Source organism: Anaeromicrobium sp., assembly GCF_025210435.1.
Classification (GTDB): domain Bacteria; phylum Bacillota; class Clostridia; order Peptostreptococcales; family Thermotaleaceae; genus Anaeromicrobium.
This window is the reverse complement of record NZ_JAOART010000055.1, coordinates 16,797-33,909: the sequence shown is the minus strand read 5'-3', so window position 1 is coordinate 33,909 and position 17,113 is coordinate 16,797. Positions and strand designations below refer to the sequence as shown.

General features: G+C 31.4%; 14 protein-coding genes and 1 other annotated feature. All 14 genes read right to left on the bottom strand.

Annotated features, from left to right (window positions below):
* Positions 1-413 precede the first annotated feature (413 nt).
* A complete protein-coding gene (locus N4A57_RS06660) occupies positions 414-1,451 on the bottom strand; it encodes a ComEC/Rec2 family competence protein (protein ID WP_293657024.1) in 1,038 nt (345 codons plus the stop codon).
* A 1-nt stretch (position 1,452) separates the two neighbouring features.
* Positions 1,453-4,149 (bottom strand): N-6 DNA methylase, encoded by a 2,697-nt coding sequence (locus N4A57_RS06655; protein WP_293657022.1) that lies wholly within the window; start codon positions 4,147-4,149, stop codon positions 1,453-1,455.
* Positions 4,150-4,606: 457 nt separating this feature from the next.
* A complete protein-coding gene (locus N4A57_RS06650; RefSeq protein WP_293657021.1) occupies positions 4,607-5,371 on the bottom strand; it encodes a carbon starvation CstA family protein in 765 nt (254 codons plus the stop codon).
* 109 nt (positions 5,372-5,480) lie between these two features.
* Positions 5,481-6,881, bottom strand: coding sequence for a cysteine--tRNA ligase (cysS, locus tag N4A57_RS06645; RefSeq protein WP_293657019.1), 1,401 nt, complete (start codon positions 6,879-6,881; stop codon positions 5,481-5,483).
* Positions 6,868-7,539, bottom strand: coding sequence for a serine O-acetyltransferase (gene cysE / locus N4A57_RS06640; protein ID WP_293657018.1), 672 nt, complete (start codon positions 7,537-7,539; stop codon positions 6,868-6,870). Before cysE ends, cysS begins: the two co-directional genes overlap by 14 nt.
* A 52-nt stretch (positions 7,540-7,591) precedes the next feature.
* Positions 7,592-7,810 (bottom strand) — a binding site (T-box leader).
* Between the two features lie 18 nt (positions 7,811-7,828).
* The gene (gltX, locus tag N4A57_RS06635) at positions 7,829-9,307 is read right to left on the bottom strand and encodes a glutamate--tRNA ligase (protein ID WP_293657016.1); all 1,479 of its coding nucleotides are present in this window, start codon (positions 9,305-9,307) and stop codon (positions 7,829-7,831) included.
* 103 nt (positions 9,308-9,410) lie between these two features.
* Positions 9,411-9,884: a 2-C-methyl-D-erythritol 2,4-cyclodiphosphate synthase gene (gene ispF, locus N4A57_RS06630; protein WP_293657014.1), complete on the bottom strand. Its 474-nt coding sequence runs from the start codon at positions 9,882-9,884 to the stop codon at positions 9,411-9,413.
* Between the two features lie 146 nt (positions 9,885-10,030).
* Positions 10,031-10,375 carry a bh protein gene (locus tag N4A57_RS06625; RefSeq protein ID WP_293657013.1) on the bottom strand — a complete coding sequence of 115 codons (345 nt, stop codon included), beginning with the start codon at positions 10,373-10,375 and terminating at the stop codon, positions 10,031-10,033.
* A gap of 78 nt (positions 10,376-10,453) precedes the next feature.
* Positions 10,454-12,169 carry a phosphoenolpyruvate--protein phosphotransferase gene (ptsP, locus tag N4A57_RS06620; RefSeq protein ID WP_293657011.1) on the bottom strand — a complete coding sequence of 572 codons (1,716 nt, stop codon included), beginning with the start codon at positions 12,167-12,169 and terminating at the stop codon, positions 10,454-10,456.
* Between the two features lie 32 nt (positions 12,170-12,201).
* Complete coding sequence (locus N4A57_RS06615) at positions 12,202-13,182, bottom strand: lipoate--protein ligase (RefSeq protein ID WP_293657010.1); 981 nt, start codon at positions 13,180-13,182, stop codon at positions 12,202-12,204.
* A gap of 48 nt (positions 13,183-13,230) precedes the next feature.
* Positions 13,231-13,494: an HPr family phosphocarrier protein gene (locus tag N4A57_RS06610; protein ID WP_293657008.1), complete on the bottom strand. Its 264-nt coding sequence runs from the start codon at positions 13,492-13,494 to the stop codon at positions 13,231-13,233.
* 11 nt (positions 13,495-13,505) lie between these two features.
* Positions 13,506-14,873, bottom strand: a complete 1,368-nt coding sequence (lpdA, locus tag N4A57_RS06605) for a dihydrolipoyl dehydrogenase (protein ID WP_293657007.1) — start codon at positions 14,871-14,873, stop codon at positions 13,506-13,508.
* Between the two features lie 12 nt (positions 14,874-14,885).
* On the bottom strand, positions 14,886-16,109 hold the full coding sequence (locus tag N4A57_RS06600; protein ID WP_293657005.1) for a dihydrolipoamide acetyltransferase family protein: 1,224 nt from the start codon (positions 16,107-16,109) through the stop codon (positions 14,886-14,888).
* Between the two features lie 12 nt (positions 16,110-16,121).
* Positions 16,122-17,102 (bottom strand): alpha-ketoacid dehydrogenase subunit beta, encoded by a 981-nt coding sequence (locus tag N4A57_RS06595; RefSeq protein WP_330671473.1) that lies wholly within the window; start codon positions 17,100-17,102, stop codon positions 16,122-16,124.
* Between the last annotated feature and the right edge of the window lie 11 nt (positions 17,103-17,113).

Here is a 17,113-nt window from a genome sequence, read left to right as displayed (position 1 = left end):
CTGAGAAAATACTATAAGAACAGCTATTTGCCAGAGAACTTTGATAAAAGATAGTAGTTGAAAAATATGGTATAAATTTAACAGGATAAGTATGCAGCCAATCACTGGAATAATAATCCATTATAAGAATATTATTCAATTATATGACTACATACTAGTTTGGAAATATATGTTGTACGAAATATGAGTTGTAAATGAGAAATCTACAAATATTATATATTTACTTTTAAAAAACTATACAAATAAAAGGGTGTGGATTTTTTCCACACCCTTACAATTCTATCACGTCCGAATAGTTATTATCTAATTAAGTATAACCTATCCAAATATCAATTTAGAATTTATCTACGTGTTGTTTCGGATCATAACAGGAAAATTTAACAATACTTCTAAAGTATTAATCTTCTTACTTCTTAACAATTCCCGCTCATGCACAAAGGGTTACTAAACGCCTTTTTAAGTTCTTCTATCATACATGGTTTATGTGAAATTAGTCTTAATTCTTGATCAATTTCTATTACTACATCTCCCATACAAGGACACCAGTTTTTATTATATTTTTTAGTTTCTACATTTAATTTTTCTAAGATACTGTTCCTCTTATCAAGTCTATCGCTTGTACATTCATCTGTAACCTGGGTACAAAAAATATTTATATCTTTATCCTTTAAATATTTTATAGTATCCTTATCAGGATGATTATATAATTTATTGTTTGCTGTAGAAATTATTGCATAACTTGGATCTGTTAAATCAATTATTTCCTTTGTATCTATAGAATTAACTTTCTTGTTAAAATAATCACCATGGTGAGGCATTTTTAAAACATCACATTTAATCAACTCTTTATCTTCAATATAACTTTTAAGAAAATTCCATCCTTCCCCTTCCAAATCGCCTGGTAATATTACTTTAATTCCATTATATTCAATTTTCAACACGGTAGATGTATTATTTATATTTTTACCAATAACACTATTTGAAGCAAGAGTATTAGGATATATTATTCTAATTTTAACTCCGTCAACATCATCCATATATAAGTTTTTATATTCATTATTATCAAACTTCTTAGAAATACACCCTATCCCTAATTTAAGATGATTTTGAAATAACTTTGTTGTAAATAACGCATAATTCGTTTGCTCGTCTTCTGTTCTCAAAACCTTGTCCTTCTCCCAACAAATATTTTTCACTTCTATCCCTTCGCTTACCAACGACTCTACTAATGAATTTATTCCTGAGTAGTGATCTGTATGAAAGTGAGTTATAAATATATAGTCAATCACATCTACATTATTGTTTTTAATATAGTTTTTAGTTTTAATTGAATTTGGTGTATCAACAACAATTGCTCTGTTTATTCCTTTTTTATCAGTTATTGTTATAACAATAGAGTCGCCATGTCCAACATCTAAAAATGCAATCCTTAAAGGAGATACTTTTTCCATATTAAGCACCTCCTTCTAAGGATACACAATTACTGTAATTGGTCATATTATAATCGTTAAAATTACTATAAAGTAAATCATCAAATTCTGAATTGTTAAGATAAGTAAAATCAAGAGGCTTTACATTTTTTAAACAAACATTTTCTTCGTAGAAATCATCTTCTTTTAATTTACCTACGAATTTAATATCTTTATTTAATAACCATCCTGGTATTTCGTTATCAATCTTAATATATTTATATTCTTCACATTCAACAAATTTTACCTTTATATAGTTATTAACTAAATCCACATCAATAGTTTTTCCTGTAACCTCCATTGTATCCATAGTATCTTCCCTAATATACACATCTCTTACATTGTTTTCACCAGTAAATTTAGAATAGTAATCATTGACTAATTCAATATCACTATCAGTCAAATTAAAAGCACTATAAAATAATTCATCAATTCTTCTTAGACTAGACTCATTATCTTGTTCTTTTTCTATTTTCCTAACTAGTTGCTCTATTTCACATCTTTGTGTTTCTGCTAAATTAGGCACTGGTACATTTAAAAAATTATCACTTTTTATATTCAATGCCCTGTTCTTGTTTCCTAAATATAAGTTTATAATTTTTGAGTTCATTAATGCTACTATTATTTCTAAAGAAATTCTATTATCTTTAGGAACAAAGCACCAAAATGAATGACTTGGATATATACCTTCTCTATCTATTGCTGCTTTAGTCCTCCAAAACGTACCAGGCGTTGAATTCATATGAAAAATAACTTTGACTCCTTCAAGTAAATTCCTTTTTCTTTCTCTGAGCCTTAACCCTTTAAACTCTCTATTAATAATATTATGAGGATCATATTTTAAATATTTAGATTGTTCTTGTTTTAACCATTCAATCTTATATTTATCAAATCCTAATCTAGCATTTCTTAAAAATTTTGAATATCCTTCTTTATAACCATCCGATACTAGAGGATAATCGTATTTAAAGGGTATTTGAATGCCTTGAGTATAGTCCACAAAATCACATATTTTTTTATTACTCTCTATTTTTCTAATTATAGTATCTACAGGTGAAAAAATTATTTTATAATTTTTATTACTGATTAAATCTTTCTGTGAACTATAAACAAAATCAAAATCAAATATTCCCTGACTTTTAAATTTAGTAATTGAACTTAAATTTTTATTTACTATTCTAATCTTAATTGGTGTGTCTATTAAACTTCCTTTTTTTACTTTTCTACCGATAATAACCACCGTTGCACAGTTATTAGTATCAAATATCCCCTTTGGTAAACTCCAAATTTCATATATATCAATGTTAGTAAGTAGTTTTAATCTTGTATCTCTTCCACTATTATTTTCAAGAAAACCTTCAGGCATAACTATACCAATTATTCCATCATCAGATAAAAGATCAATATACTTATCTAAAAAACCCGTTGCCTTCTCTAATTGCTTACCACTTCTTTTTTCCTGATATGGAGGATTTGCAATTATTATATTTGGAGTAACTTTCATATTATTAATTACAGTAAAATCACTATTTTTTATTTTCCATCCATTACCGTAAGGTATGCTTATTAATAGCATCTCTAATCTAGCAACTTCACATGCAAACCTATCAATATCAATTCCCAAAATCATATCAGTTAAATATTTATGTTTTAATTCATCTTTCATTTTCTTAGGTAATAATTCTATTAACCTTTTATATGTACCTATTAGCATACTTCCCGAGCCACAACTACCATCTAATACAAATCTCTCTTTATAATTTATAAATTCGATAGGCATTGTTTTTAGCATATTATTCACAATTGATGTTGGTGTATAATATATGCCTAACTCCCTTTTCATTTTTTTATTCTTTGCCTCATTACTTTCAAACAGTGTATTCTCATAAAAACTACCTAAAATTCTATTGTCTATACTTCTATAAGATACACTTTGCTTAAAACTATTATATATGATATCTATTAATTCAATACCATACTTATATAAATTTTCCTTATTAAAATAATCACTATACTGATTTGATAACCTATTTATAATTTCATGAATATCATCATATCTTTTACCTAACAACAATTTATCATTAAGAATTTTTGCTGCAATTATGTGCATTGTTATACTAGTTAAATCCATAACCTGCTCTTCATTATCTATATTTATCTTTTTTCTAGCATTATATATAGCATTTTTAAATTCTTCACCTAACAACTTGCAATTAATTTTAGATGCAAATTTAAAAAGATTACCTGCATTAAAAAAAGTCATCTGTTCATAGTCTTGTTTAGATGATACAATTTTATCAGAATTAAATTTCACCCTATTTTGAGCAAAATATTCTCCTAATTCATCATACTGCAGTTCCCATATATTATCTGATTTCTTTTCCACATCTATCTTCCATATATTTACTCCACTTTTCTTAGGAACTATAAGTATAGGTGCCGCACTGTATTTTGTATCATCAACTGCTTGATTTTCTTCCTGCTCGTTACTGCAAAATTTTACTGCTATACACGAAGTTGATGTATCTTGAACCTTGTCGTGGCCAAAAGCAACAAAATCAAAATAAATAACTTTGTCTTGTACTGTAACAGGATAATTGTCTATAATTTTTTCATTATTGTATCCAACTTCATTCAAACAATCTTTTATTTGATTTAAATATTGTATATTACTGGCCATTTCATCACCTCCTGTAATTAGAATCATTTCCCTATATATAATATATTAAACCATTTGTCAAGTCTTTACTAGTATTTTTTATGATTTCCTTTATTTTCACAACGTATTGTTAATTTATTTATTATCCTTTTGTACATATATTATGTATAACAAGTATTATAATCTTGCTCATCATTTACTTATTGTGGAGACTATAGCTGTTTATATTTCATATTAACTTACACTACAATTTGTGCTATTATTCCATCTTTATCGCAATATAAGGCACGTTAACAAAATAAATAAGTCATTTTACAAAATAGGAATTACCAATTGTTAATGACTTAAAATATATAGCTAAATATGTCTACATTATCATTATTCAAATCTAAAATTCCAAAAGGTGTTACATAGGTTGATGAAAAATCATGGTCAGCTGCTTTTACCTCATTTCTGCTCTTTCCACACCCTTTTAATTTTATACTGTATGCTCCTTATCATCACTTGCAAAGACCATATAGGCATCCTTAGTTAATATTAATGCAAATAATAGTAATAGTACCAGTACTATTACTATTACAGCATTTTCACTGGCTACATTTTGCTTAATAAGTAATATTAGTGCAAATACAGTTACTGCTAACATGAATATCATAGGAATTATGAACATTTTATAGTTCTTTCCACTTTTCTTTAACCATACGGCAACAGCTATTAAAGCCAGTACAGCTAGTAATTGATTCGCTGATCCAACTAATGAAAGGAATCCAGATATGGCTCCACAGGCCACAGTTACAAATAGCATAGGGAATAATAATTTTCCTCCCACATTAAAAGATGTAACTGCTGGTAATTGTATAGTTGGTCTATATATTACTATACCTAAAACGGCACCTATAAGCATGGTATATAATAAGAATGAGTTCAAATAATCTCTTGGTTGTAACAATATCCAAACGGGAGTTACAGATGCAGTAAATATATATCCTAATAATATGTATATCCATACTTGTTTAGATAAAACTAATGGAAACTTTACTCCAATTACTATACATCCAAATAAAAGTACTACACCAATTACACTAGAAATACCAAGGGGCATTCCCCTTCTATATACAAAGAAACCGAATAATATGGCAAGGATTATAAACATTACTGATGATGAAGCTGCTACTGGTACACTTACAAAAGTATTGGCAACTATATTAACAAAAGCAGCTATAACTAGTGGTAATATTTCCATGTTTTCCATCCTTTTACAATTGTTTTTTTCTAAATTGACATATTATTCAAAATTCATCAATAGATTTAGAAATTATTGCAAAAAAATAATCAGGCTTTCGCCTGATCATTTATTTTTTTCTACTCCACTTTGGTCCTTGAGGAGTATCCTCTAATATTATACCCATTTCTGTCAGCTGATCCCTTATTTCATCGGAACGCTTGTAGTCCTTATTTTTTCTAGCCTCTTGCCTTTCTGCGATTAACGCTTCTACTTCTTCATCTACCTCTTCTTCTTCCTTAGTAACTATACCTAAAACACCTGTTAATTCATTATATAGTTCTAATGATTTTTCCATCAATTCTTTAGAAGATTCATTTTTAACATTAGTATTAATATATTTAACTAATTCAAATATGGCTGCTATGGCATCTGCCGTATTTAAATCATCGTCCATATTTTCTATAAACTTATCTTTATAAGTTAATAGTCTTTCATATACAGCCTTTTCATCATCATTCATATTACCATCTTGAGCATTTCTTAATAAGTGATTTAAGTTATTCCTAGCATTATACAATCTTTCTAATCCATTCTTAGATTGGTCCATAAGTTCTCTACTAAAGTTAATTGGATTTCTGTATTGGGCTGAAAGTAAGAAAAATCTTATGACTTCTCCATCAAACTCCTTTAATATATCCCTTACTGTGAAAAAATTTCCCTTAGATTTAGACATTTTTTCATTGTTTATAGTTATATATCCATTATGCATCCAGTATCTAGAGAAGGCCTTTCCTGTGTGAGCTTCACTTTGGGCCACTTCGTTTTCATGATGGGGGAATATTAAATCCTGGCCACCACCATGAATATCTATAGTTTCACCTAAGTATTTAGTGCTCATTACAGAACACTCAATATGCCATCCTGGTCTTCCTTTACCCCAAGGAGAACCCCAAGCCACTTCATCATCAGTCTTTTGCTTTTTCCATAGGGCAAAGTCCGTTGGATTCTTCTTTACATCATTTACTTCAATCCTAGCACCTGCTTCTAAATCCTCTATACTTTGCTTAGACAGTTTTCCATACTCTTCAAACTTTGAAGTATCATAGTATACATCTCCATCTACCACATAGGCATATCCCTTTTCAACTAATGATTTTACAAACTTTATAATATCTCCCATACATTCTGTTACCTTTGGATGAATGTCTGCCCTTTTTACACCTATGGCATCTGCATCTTGGAAATACTCATTGATATACTTTTCACTTAATTTTTTAGGGCTAATCCCTTCTTCTCTAGCTTTATTTATTATTTTGTCATCCACATCTGTAAAGTTCTGAACAAATTTCACATTATGTCCTCTATATTGTAAATATCTTCTTAAAGTATCAAATACTACAAAAGGTCTAGCATTTCCTATGTGAAAATAATTATATACAGTAGGTCCACATGCATAGATCTTAATTTCCTTTTCATCTAATGGCTTAAATTCTTCCTTTTGTCTTGTTAGAGTATTATAAATCTTCATTGTTTCCACTCCCCTTTTCATATTGTAATTCTTGTTCTAACTTTATTATTCTCTTCCTTAAGCATTCAAGTTCTTGCATAATCGGGTCTGGCAGGTGAATTTGATCTAAATCTATCTTCTTTTTTATTTTTACATGGTCCTTAATGACCACTCTACCAGGTATCCCTACCACTGTACAATTAGGTGGTACTTCCTTTAATACTACAGAACCCGATCCAATCTTTGAATTATCTCCAACTTTAAAGGGCCCAAGTATTTTGGCTCCACTACTAATTACCACATTGTTTCCTATAGTGGGATGTCTTTTTCCTATATCTTTTCCTGTTCCTCCTAAAGTAACCCCTTGATAAATGGTAACATCGTCTCCAACTTCTGCCGTTTCTCCTATGACCACACCCATACCATGGTCAATAAATAATCTCTTCCCTATAGTTGCACCTGGATGTATTTCTATTCCCGTAAAAAAACGACTTACTTGAGATATGAATCTAGCTAGGGTAGTAAACCCTCTTTTATTCATGCCGTGAGCTATCCTATGACTTACTATGCTGATAATAAAGGGATAACATACAATAACCTCAAATTTTGATTTAGCCGCCGGGTCTCTTTCTAATACTGCTTCTATATCTTCATTTATTTCTCCCAATAATTTAAACATAGGCCACCTCCATGGAAAATTTTAACTAAAAAAATCTCCGTCCCTATAAAAATACAGAGACGAAGATTTATCGCGGTTCCACTCTGCTTAGAAGTTTCCTTCTCAGCTTAGTTGGCATATAAGGGTGCCATCCCATAAACCCTACTATTGTTTCAGGCCACGACTCCTAGGTGCATTTTGGGTTTTAATATAATCTTAGACCACTTTCAGCCCATGATGGTCATTCTCTAAAAGCATATTAAAACTTACTTTTCCTATTCACAGTCTTTATCCGTATTATTTTTTTAATCTATAATAAGTTTTCCTTTACATATTCTATGCGGTTTATAATGTTTTGTTTACCTAAAACTTTTAACATTAGGTTTAAATCTGGTCCATGAACTGCTCCTGTTAAGGCTACTCTTATTGGCATAAATAGGTTTTTGCCCTTATATCCATGCTCCTTTTGAATTTCCTTAAGACCTTTCTTTCCAAAGGCTTCGTCTATAACTTCTGCCCCTTCTACCTTTTCCTTAAATACATCTAATAGGTGAGGTAAATGCTCTAATTTTAGTATTTCTTCTGCCTTTTCATCCTCTGGTTTTATTTCAGTTTTAAAGAAAATATCTACCTTATCTGTAATCTGGGCCACATAGTCAATCTTCTCTTGAAGAAGTTTAACCATATCACATAACCAATCATATTTCTCCTTAGCATCTTCTTCTGTTATGAATCCTGCTTCTATTAAATAAGGAATAGCTAAATCAGTAATTGTCTCAGGAGTAGATTCCTTTATATAATGACTATTTACCCAATTTAATTTATCCTTATCAAAAACTCCACCACTTTTTGAAACCCTCTCTAATGAGAACTTTTCAATTAATTCTTCCATAGTGAATAATTCTTGATTATCCTCTGGAGACCAACCTACTAGGGCCAGGTAGTTTACTAAGCCTTCTGGTAAGTATCCTTTTGCTTTAAAGTCCTTTGCAGCCACATCTCCATGACGCTTACTTAATTTCTTTCTTTCACTATTTAATATATTTGATAAGTGAACATACTTTGGTGCTTCCCATCCAAAGGCCTCATATAAGTATACGTGCTTTGGAGTAGATATGATCCATTCTTCTCCACGAATAACATGGGTAATTCCCATTAAATGATCATCTACTACTACGGCAAAATGATATGTTGGGAATCCATCTGTCTTTATTAATACTTGATCATCTAAATCTTTAGTATTAACAGTAACACTTCCCCTTACCACATCATGGAATGTAATGTTTTTATCTTCTGGAAGCTTAAGTCTTATTACATATTCTTCTCCAGCTTCAATACGTCTTTTAGCTTCTTCAGGTGATACATTTCTACATAATCCATCATAACCAGATGTTTCACCAGTTTCCTTTTGTTCTTCTCTTACTTTGTCTAATCTTTCTTTAGAACAGAAACAAGGATAAGCATGTCCCTTTTCTAATAACTCATCAATATGTTTAGTATATATATCTAGTCTTTCAGATTGAGTATAAGGACCATATTCTCCCTTTTCCACAATCTTTCCATCCACAAGCATGGCACCTTCATCATGTTCAACTCCTGCCCACTTTAGAGCTTCTATCATGTTTTCAATGGCACCTTCCACATATCTAGTTCTGTCCGTATCTTCAATTCTTAAGATATATTTTCCACCCATCTTCTTTGCAAAAAGGTAGTTATAAAGTGCCGTTCTTAAACTCCCAATATGTACAAATCCTGTAGGACTTGGAGCAAACCTTACTCTTACAGTCATACAAATTCCTCCTTAAGTTATCTATTTAAATTTTTGTATTTATATCTATATTTACATTTCCTTATTATATCTGAAATAATATGCTTAATCAAGGCATATAAACTTATATACTTATAATGCTTGCAATAGCTTCTGCTGCTATACCTTCTTTTCTTCCTGTAAAACCTAGTTTTTCCGTAGTAGTTGCCTTTACATTTATACAATCTATGTCTATATCTAAACTAGTAGCTATATTTTCTCTCATCTTTTCTATATGAGGTGCCATCTTTGGTGCTTGGGCTATTATGGTAGAATCTATGTTATTTACCTTATACCCCTTGTCCCTTAATATCCTATTAACTTCTTTTAACAACTCTACACTACTTGCCCCCTTATATTTGGGGTCCGTATCTGGAAAGTGTTTACCTATATCCCCTAGGGCTGCTGCCCCTAATAGGGCATCCTTTATGGCATGTAATAACACATCCGCATCTGAATGACCAAGTAAACCTAGATGGTATTCTATATTTACTCCTCCTATTATTAATTCTCTTCCTTCCACCAATTTATGTACATCATAACCAAGTCCAACTCTCATTATGAATTTCCTCCTTAATTGATAAATCTATAATTATAATTTAGTATATAAATATCCTTTATTCAAGGAAACTTTTTAAGTATTTTAGTGTATATAGAATTAATAATCAATTTAATCATGTATAAAACTAAAAACTCTCCCTGAATCTAGGAAGAGTTTTTACTGTTTTTGTCACAAGTTCTATCTTTTATGTCTTTTAGTTCTTTTATTATCCTATATGGTTTAGTAACTACCCTCTTTGGCATGGATTTAAGGAATTTAGATAAATTTTCCTTTATCTCATTACTCATCCTCTCAGGCTTACTAGTTACTCTAGATACTATATCCGCTCCTATGGCAGATATAACCATCTTTTCATCAATCTTCACATATGCATTACATTCTGTACAAGTTATTCTCTCTATATTTTCTCCAATGTACATTACTTCATGAAGGGTTTCTTTTTCACAATTTACACAGTGTAGATTTGCTTCCATCTTTGTAGTTTTCATATTAACACCCCATATACATGAGTTTTATTAATAATACTTACCAATATGCCCTTTATATAAACATGTATATTAATTTTCCTAAAAATTTATGTTTATATTACTATCTATGTATTCTTCCACATCCTTAGCTGAAGATAGCTTTAATATATTTTCCACGTGAATCTCCATTTCTTTTTTAGATATATTTCTTATTATATGCCTAGCTTTTAATATGGATATGGGGCTCATACTAAATTCATCTAAACCCATTCCTAAAAGTATAGGTATTAATTTAGGATTTCCTGCCACTTCTCCACACATGGCAACCCATATATTTTCCTTATGACCATTATCTATGACAGTCTTTATAAGTCTAAGTAATGCAGGGTGATATGGAGTATATAAGTAGCTTATTTGATTATTCATCCTATCTACTGCCGTTGTATATTGAATGAGATCATTAGTTCCTATACTAAAAAAATCTACTTCCTTAGCTAATAAGTCAGATATAATTGCAGCTGATGGAATCTCTATCATCATACCCAATTGAATTTCTTCATCATAAGGAATATTTTCTCTTTTCAATTCATTCATGGAATCATATACAACTTCCTTTGAACTTCTCAATTCCTCTATAGAAGATATCATGGGGAACATTATTTTAATATTTCCATAGTGACTAGCACGAAGTAATGCCCTTAATTGGGTTTTAAATATATCTTTCTTGTCTAAGCATACCCTTATGGCCCTATATCCTAAGAATGGATTTATTTCTTTGGGTAAATCTAAATAAGGTATTTCCTTATCTCCTCCCACATCTAAAGTTCTTATGACAATTGGTTTGTCTTTTAAACCCTCTGCAACTTTTTTGTAAGCATTAAATTGTTCTTCTTCACTTGGTAGTGTGTCCCTATCCATATATAGAAATTCACTTCTAAATAATCCTACTCCCTCACCATCATTTTTTATTACCCCATCTAAATCATCTGGAGTTCCTATATTAGCTCCTAATTCTACCTTTACTCCATCTTTAGATACACTTTCCTTTCCCTTGAGTTTACTTAATTTCTCTTTTAATTCTCTGTAAACTATTTCTTTCCTTTCAAATTCCCTTAAGATAGACTTGTCTGGATTTATGTATACGTGTCCCTCATGTCCATCAAAGACTATAATATCCCCATTCTTTACATTTTCTAATAGATTACTGCAACCTACAATGGCAGGTATCTCTAACGTTCTGGCCATTATGGCTGAGTGGGATGTGGTACCTCCTATTTCCGTTGCAAATCCCTTAACCATACTCTTATCTATCTGAGCCGTATGGGATGTAGTTAAGTCATGGGCCACTATTATGACTTTCTCATCTAAATTTGATAAATCCACCTCTTCCATATGGAGCAATTTTTTTATAACCCTAGTAGTTACATCTCTCAGATCTGATGCCCTCTCTCTTAAATATTCATCATCCATCATTTCAAATATATTTAAAAATTCTTGTGTAACTGTTTTTAATGCATAAGGTGCACAGATTTTTTTCTCTTTTATTAACTCCCTAGTTTTTCCAAACAATTCTGGATCATATAAGATAAGTTCATGGGCTTTAAATATTTCAGCTTCATCTTCACCTATATTTTTTAAAGTATGTTCATATAATTCATTTAAAATAACCTTACTATGTTCCACTGCATCATCTAATTTCTTTATTTCCTCTTCAACATCCTCAATAAGTTCTTCTAATATTTCTATTTTTTCTTCCTTTTTTATCATAACTTTACCAATGGCAATTCCAGGAGATGCTCCCATGGCCTTTAACATAATTATCCTCCCTTTCTTCATAGGATTAAAGGTTATATGATACAAGTTATAAACTTTTCTAGATTTAAACCTGAAATGTGTTTATGAATATGCATATCCTTTAAGGTATGCCTTATTTCCTCTTCTATATACTTTTTATTCAATAAAAGATCTTCTATGTATTCTAAATTTCTATTTCCAAAAAAATCTCCATATATTCTACAAGATTTTATTATTCCATCTTCCACATATAAATAGGTTTCTATCTTTCCACTTGGAAACTTATTTTCTTTTTTTATATTAAACTTAGGTGAGATTCCATAATTCCATTCCCAAGTCATATACCTTTCATTCATTATTTTATCTATTGAGTCATAATCATCCTTGGTCAAATCATATTTTTTAATATTATTTCCATATAAACACGCTAAAATATTATTTTTAAAATCTTCCAAGGTGTATTCCTTGTTTAAATGTTCTTTTATGTTAGTAACTCTACTTCTAATAGATTTTATGCCCTTACATATTATTTTCACATCTGACACATTTAAAGCCTTCACCAACTCTTTCATATCTGAATCAAATAATAATGTTCCATGATGAAGTATCCTACCCTTCTTTATATATTGGGCATTGCCAGAAAATTTCTTATCTTTTATTACTAGATCATTTCTTCCCGTAGGATTTGCTTTAACACCCATTTTCTTCAGAACATCTATTATGGGTTTTGTAAAAATTTTAAAATCAAATTCAGCTTTTTCCTTTTTATTAACTACAAAGGTGAAATTCAAATTACCTAAATCATGATATACGGCACCACCTCCAGATAATCTTCTTACCACATGAATCTTATTATTTTTAACATAATCTAAATTTATTTCACCTATAGTATTTTGATGCTTCCCCACCACTATGGTAGGTTCATTTTGCCATAATATGAAGTACTCCTGATCTTTATCCATTTTTGTCATAACATACTCTTCTAAAGCCAAATTAAAATATGGATTTATACTGTTACTCTCAATGTATATCATAGACCCTCCTAAAGAAATAGGTCATAGAAAAACTATGACCATTACTATCTATTCTCCAAAATTACTTTCTACTAAACTAACTAAATTATCTACTGCTTCTTTAGAATCTTTTCCATCTGCACTTATTTCAATCTTGGTCCCCTTCTTAATACCAGCTGATAGTATTCCCATTATACTCTTGGCATTAAAAATCTTCTGGCCAATAGATATACTTATATTAGAAGTATACTTGTTAGCTTCCTTCACAAATATAGATGCAGGTCTAGCATGTAAACCAGTTTCATTTTGTACAGTTACTTCTCTCTTATACATATTATCCTCCTTTACTTTTTAGGTAAATGAATAGATTTTCCAAGGGCATCTGCACAGGCTTCCATAAGAGCTTCTGAGTAAGATGGATGACCATGGATATAATGAGCTACCTCCTCTAGGGTAACTTCAGATGCCATGAGTGTAGCCCCTTCATTTATAATTTCAGATGCACAAGGTCCTATTATATGAATTCCTAAAATTTCTTTATATTTTTTATCTCCAATTACTTTTACAAAGCCTTCTGTGTGGCCTGAAGCTAAGGCCCTTCCATTTCCATTAAACTTAAACTTACCTACACAAATATGATAATCTTCTTTAGCTTCATCTTCCCTCAAGCCTACAAAGGCCACTTCCGTAGTAGTATATACGCTACTTGGTGTATATTTCAAATCTAATTTAACCCTTTGGCCCATGGCATTTTGAGCTGCCACTTCTCCCATTTTAAAAGCACTATGGGCAAGCATAAGTTTTCCATTCACATCTCCTGGTGCATATATATTTTTAATATTAGTCTCCATATAATCATCTACTAATATTTTTCCCCTTTCAGTTTTTATACCTATATTTCCTATGCCCTCTAGGTCACTTACACGTCCTACAGATAATAAAGCTTTATCACATATTAATTCTTCCCCCTTAGGAAGAATTAGTCTTAATTTATTATTTTCCTCAACTATGTTCTTCACCTGTGTCCCCGTTATGATTTTTATGCCCTTTAAGGACAAAATATTTTTCATATATTCACTTATTTCATAATCTCCATTAGGTAGTATCCTATCACACATTTCCACTATGGTTACCTTTGTTCCATAGGCATTAAATATTTCTGCCATCTCAACTCCAATTACGCCTCCGCCTATTATGCATAATTTATTAGGTATCTCTTCTAAATCTAATATGGTATCACTAGTGAGTACTAAGGGTGAATCTATTCCTTTAATTGGAATTTTTGCAACCTTAGACCCACCTCCATAGATTATGGCCTTTGCCTTTAATATTTGTTTTTTAACTAATACTTCACTAGGTGATTTTATAAGGGCTTTTCCTGTGTAAATGTCCACCTTATAACTTTTTAATAGGGTGTGAACTCCACTAGTCAAATTAAATACCACATTATTTTTGTATTTTACTATTTTTTTCATATCTAAATTAAAAGTTTCATTCAATAAATTTATTCCCCTATATTTTGCTTTTTTTATACTTTCTATTATTTCCACATTTTTAATATATGTTTTCGTAGGAATACATCCCCTATTTAAACAGGTTCCTCCAATTTTATTCTTCTCCACTAGGGCAACTTTACCTCCTAATTGAGAAGCCTTAATTGCAGCCACATATCCAGCAGGGCCTGCTCCTATTACAATTACATCATATTCCATAGCTAAGCCCCCTTAAAATATTAATAGTGTTGGGTCTTCCAACATATCTTTTAAGTCTTTTAAGAACTTGGCCCCTGGAGTACCATCTATGACCCTATGGTCTATGGTCATACTTATGTTCATCATAGGTCTTATTTTAATTCCACCATCTACAACCATTGGTTTATCTGCCATAGCACTTACTCCCAATATGGCACTATTAGGCTGATTTATTATAGGATTAAATCTATTGACTCCATACATCCCCATATTACTAATAGTAAAAGTACTACCCTCTTGTTCTTCTGGTTTTAATCCACCATTTAATGCTCTAGTAGTCAAATCCCTAGATTTTAATATGATTTCCTCTAATCCCATATGATGAACATTTTTTATAACAGGTACTAACAAACCTTCATCAAGTCCAACGGCTAGGGCAATACTCACATGATCATGGATAAGAATTCCCTCTTCTACTAAGGAACTATTTATTATTTTATGTTTCTTTAGATTCTTCATAGTGGCTAATACTATGAAGTCTGTATAGGTTACTTTGTAATTAGTTCTTTCCATGATTTTATCCATGACCTTTTCTCTTAAAATTTTAATGTTAGTCATATCTACTTCCATATCTATTGTGAAAGTAGGAGCCGAGAAAAATGATTGGCTCATTCGTCTACTTATTACCTTTCTCATAGGACTAAGAGGAATTATATTTTCATTATTATCTTCTATTTTAGATACCACATCTTCTTTTACTATCTTTCCACCAAATCCACTGCCCTTTATGGTGTTTATATCTATCTTTTCACTAGTTGCAATATTTTTAGCTAAGGGAGTTATTTTTATTTTATCTTTATGATTTATTATATCTATCTTTTGAATTCTGTTTTTAGGTCCAGTTCCTTCTACTTCTTCTAAGTTTATTCCACTATTTCTAGCTTCACTTCTGGCAGCTGGCGTGGCTCTTATTTTTTCCGTTTCTGTATTCTTTTTTTTATCTTCACCGATAGATTCTCCAACATTTCCTATATAAGCAATAGGAGTAAATACAGGAAGCACATCACCCTCTTTTGCCACAATCTTAATAAGTACTCCATCACACTCTGCTTCCACTTCCATATTTACTTTATCTGTTATAATTTCAAGGATAGGGTCCCCTTCTGATACACTATCCCCTTCTTTTTTTAACCATTTCACAATAGTACCCTCTTGCATATCCATTCCAGCCTTAGGCATTATAACTTCTGTAGCCATGTACTCACCCCCTCATCTATTTAACACTTTGTATATGGCATTTTTAATCTCATCATTACTAGGAATTACAGCTCCTTCTAATACAGGATTATATGGAATAGGAACTTCCTTTCCTGCCAGCCTAAGTATAGGCCCATCTAGATAATCAAAGGCTTCACTTTCAGCCACAAGTGCTGCTATTTCTCCACCAACTCCCCCTGTTTTCACTGCTTCATTTACTACTATTAAATGTCCTGTCTTAATAACAGATTCTACAATAGTATCTATATCTAACGGCCTTAGGGTCATAGGGTCAACAACTTCCACACTTATATTTTCCCCTTCCACTTCATCCACAACTTCCATGACTCTAGATAACATTCTTCCATATGTAACTATAGTTAAATCCTTTCCTTCTTTTTTTACTTGAGCCTTACCAAGGGGAATTTCATACTCTTTTTTTGGAACTTCTCCCTTAATTTTGTATAAGAGCTTTTGTTCCACAAAGACTACAGGATTTTCATCCCTTATGGCAGCCTTCAATAACCCCTTAGCGTCATAGGGTGTAGATGGTGTTACTACCTTTAGGCCAGGCACATGACAAAACCATGCTTCTAATGATTGAGAATGCTGTGCAGCAGCTCCCGTACCAGAACCTGCTGGAGTTCTTATTACCATAGGTACCTTTGCCTTACCTCCAAACATATATCTAACCTTTGCCGCTTGATTTACTATGGCATCCATTGCTATGGTTGAAAAGTCCATAAACATTAGTTCAACTATAGGTTTTAATCCTGTAAGGGCGGCTCCTACTCCTGCTCCAGCTATGGCAGCCTCCGATATGGGAGTATCCTTCACTCTTTCTTCACCAAATTCTTCTACCATACCCACGGATACGCCAAATGCTCCACCGTATATTCCTATATCTTCACCTAAAAATATGATATTTTCATCCCTTCTCATTTCTTCACACATGGCCTCTCTTATGGCCTCTTTATAAGTAATCTCTCTCACACTAATCCCTC

Bases quoted from the DNA above. Each gene is read 5' to 3' on its own strand.
- ptsP (WP_293657011.1), bottom strand. From the start codon at position 12,169: ATGTTAAAGGCCATGGGAGCATCTCCTGGAATTGCCATTGGTAAAGTT.
- N4A57_RS06650 (WP_293657021.1), bottom strand. From the start codon at position 5,371: ATGGAAATATTACCACTAGTTATAGCTGCTTTTGTTAATATAGTTGCC.
- cysE (WP_293657018.1), bottom strand. From the start codon at position 7,539: ATGTTTAAATTATTGGGAGAAATAAATGAAGATATAGAAGCAGTATTA.
- N4A57_RS06625 (WP_293657013.1), bottom strand. From the start codon at position 10,375: ATGAAAACTACAAAGATGGAAGCAAATCTACACTGTGTAAATTGTGAA.
- ispF (WP_293657014.1), bottom strand. From the start codon at position 9,884: ATGAGAGTTGGACTTGGTTATGATGTACATAAATTGGTGGAAGGAAGA.
- gltX (WP_293657016.1), bottom strand. From the start codon at position 9,307: ATGACTGTAAGAGTAAGGTTTGCTCCAAGTCCTACAGGATTTGTACAT.
- N4A57_RS06610 (WP_293657008.1), bottom strand. From the start codon at position 13,494: ATGTATAAGAGAGAAGTAACTGTACAAAATGAAACTGGTTTACATGCT.
- N4A57_RS06660 (WP_293657024.1), bottom strand. From the start codon at position 1,451: ATGGAAAAAGTATCTCCTTTAAGGATTGCATTTTTAGATGTTGGACAT.
- N4A57_RS06655 (WP_293657022.1), bottom strand. From the start codon at position 4,149: ATGGCCAGTAATATACAATATTTAAATCAAATAAAAGATTGTTTGAAT.
- cysS (WP_293657019.1), bottom strand. From the start codon at position 6,881: ATGAAGATTTATAATACTCTAACAAGACAAAAGGAAGAATTTAAGCCA.
- N4A57_RS06600 (WP_293657005.1), bottom strand. From the start codon at position 16,109: ATGGCTACAGAAGTTATAATGCCTAAGGCTGGAATGGATATGCAAGAG.
- lpdA (WP_293657007.1), bottom strand. From the start codon at position 14,873: ATGGAATATGATGTAATTGTAATAGGAGCAGGCCCTGCTGGATATGTG.
- N4A57_RS06615 (WP_293657010.1), bottom strand. From the start codon at position 13,182: ATGATATACATTGAGAGTAACAGTATAAATCCATATTTTAATTTGGCT.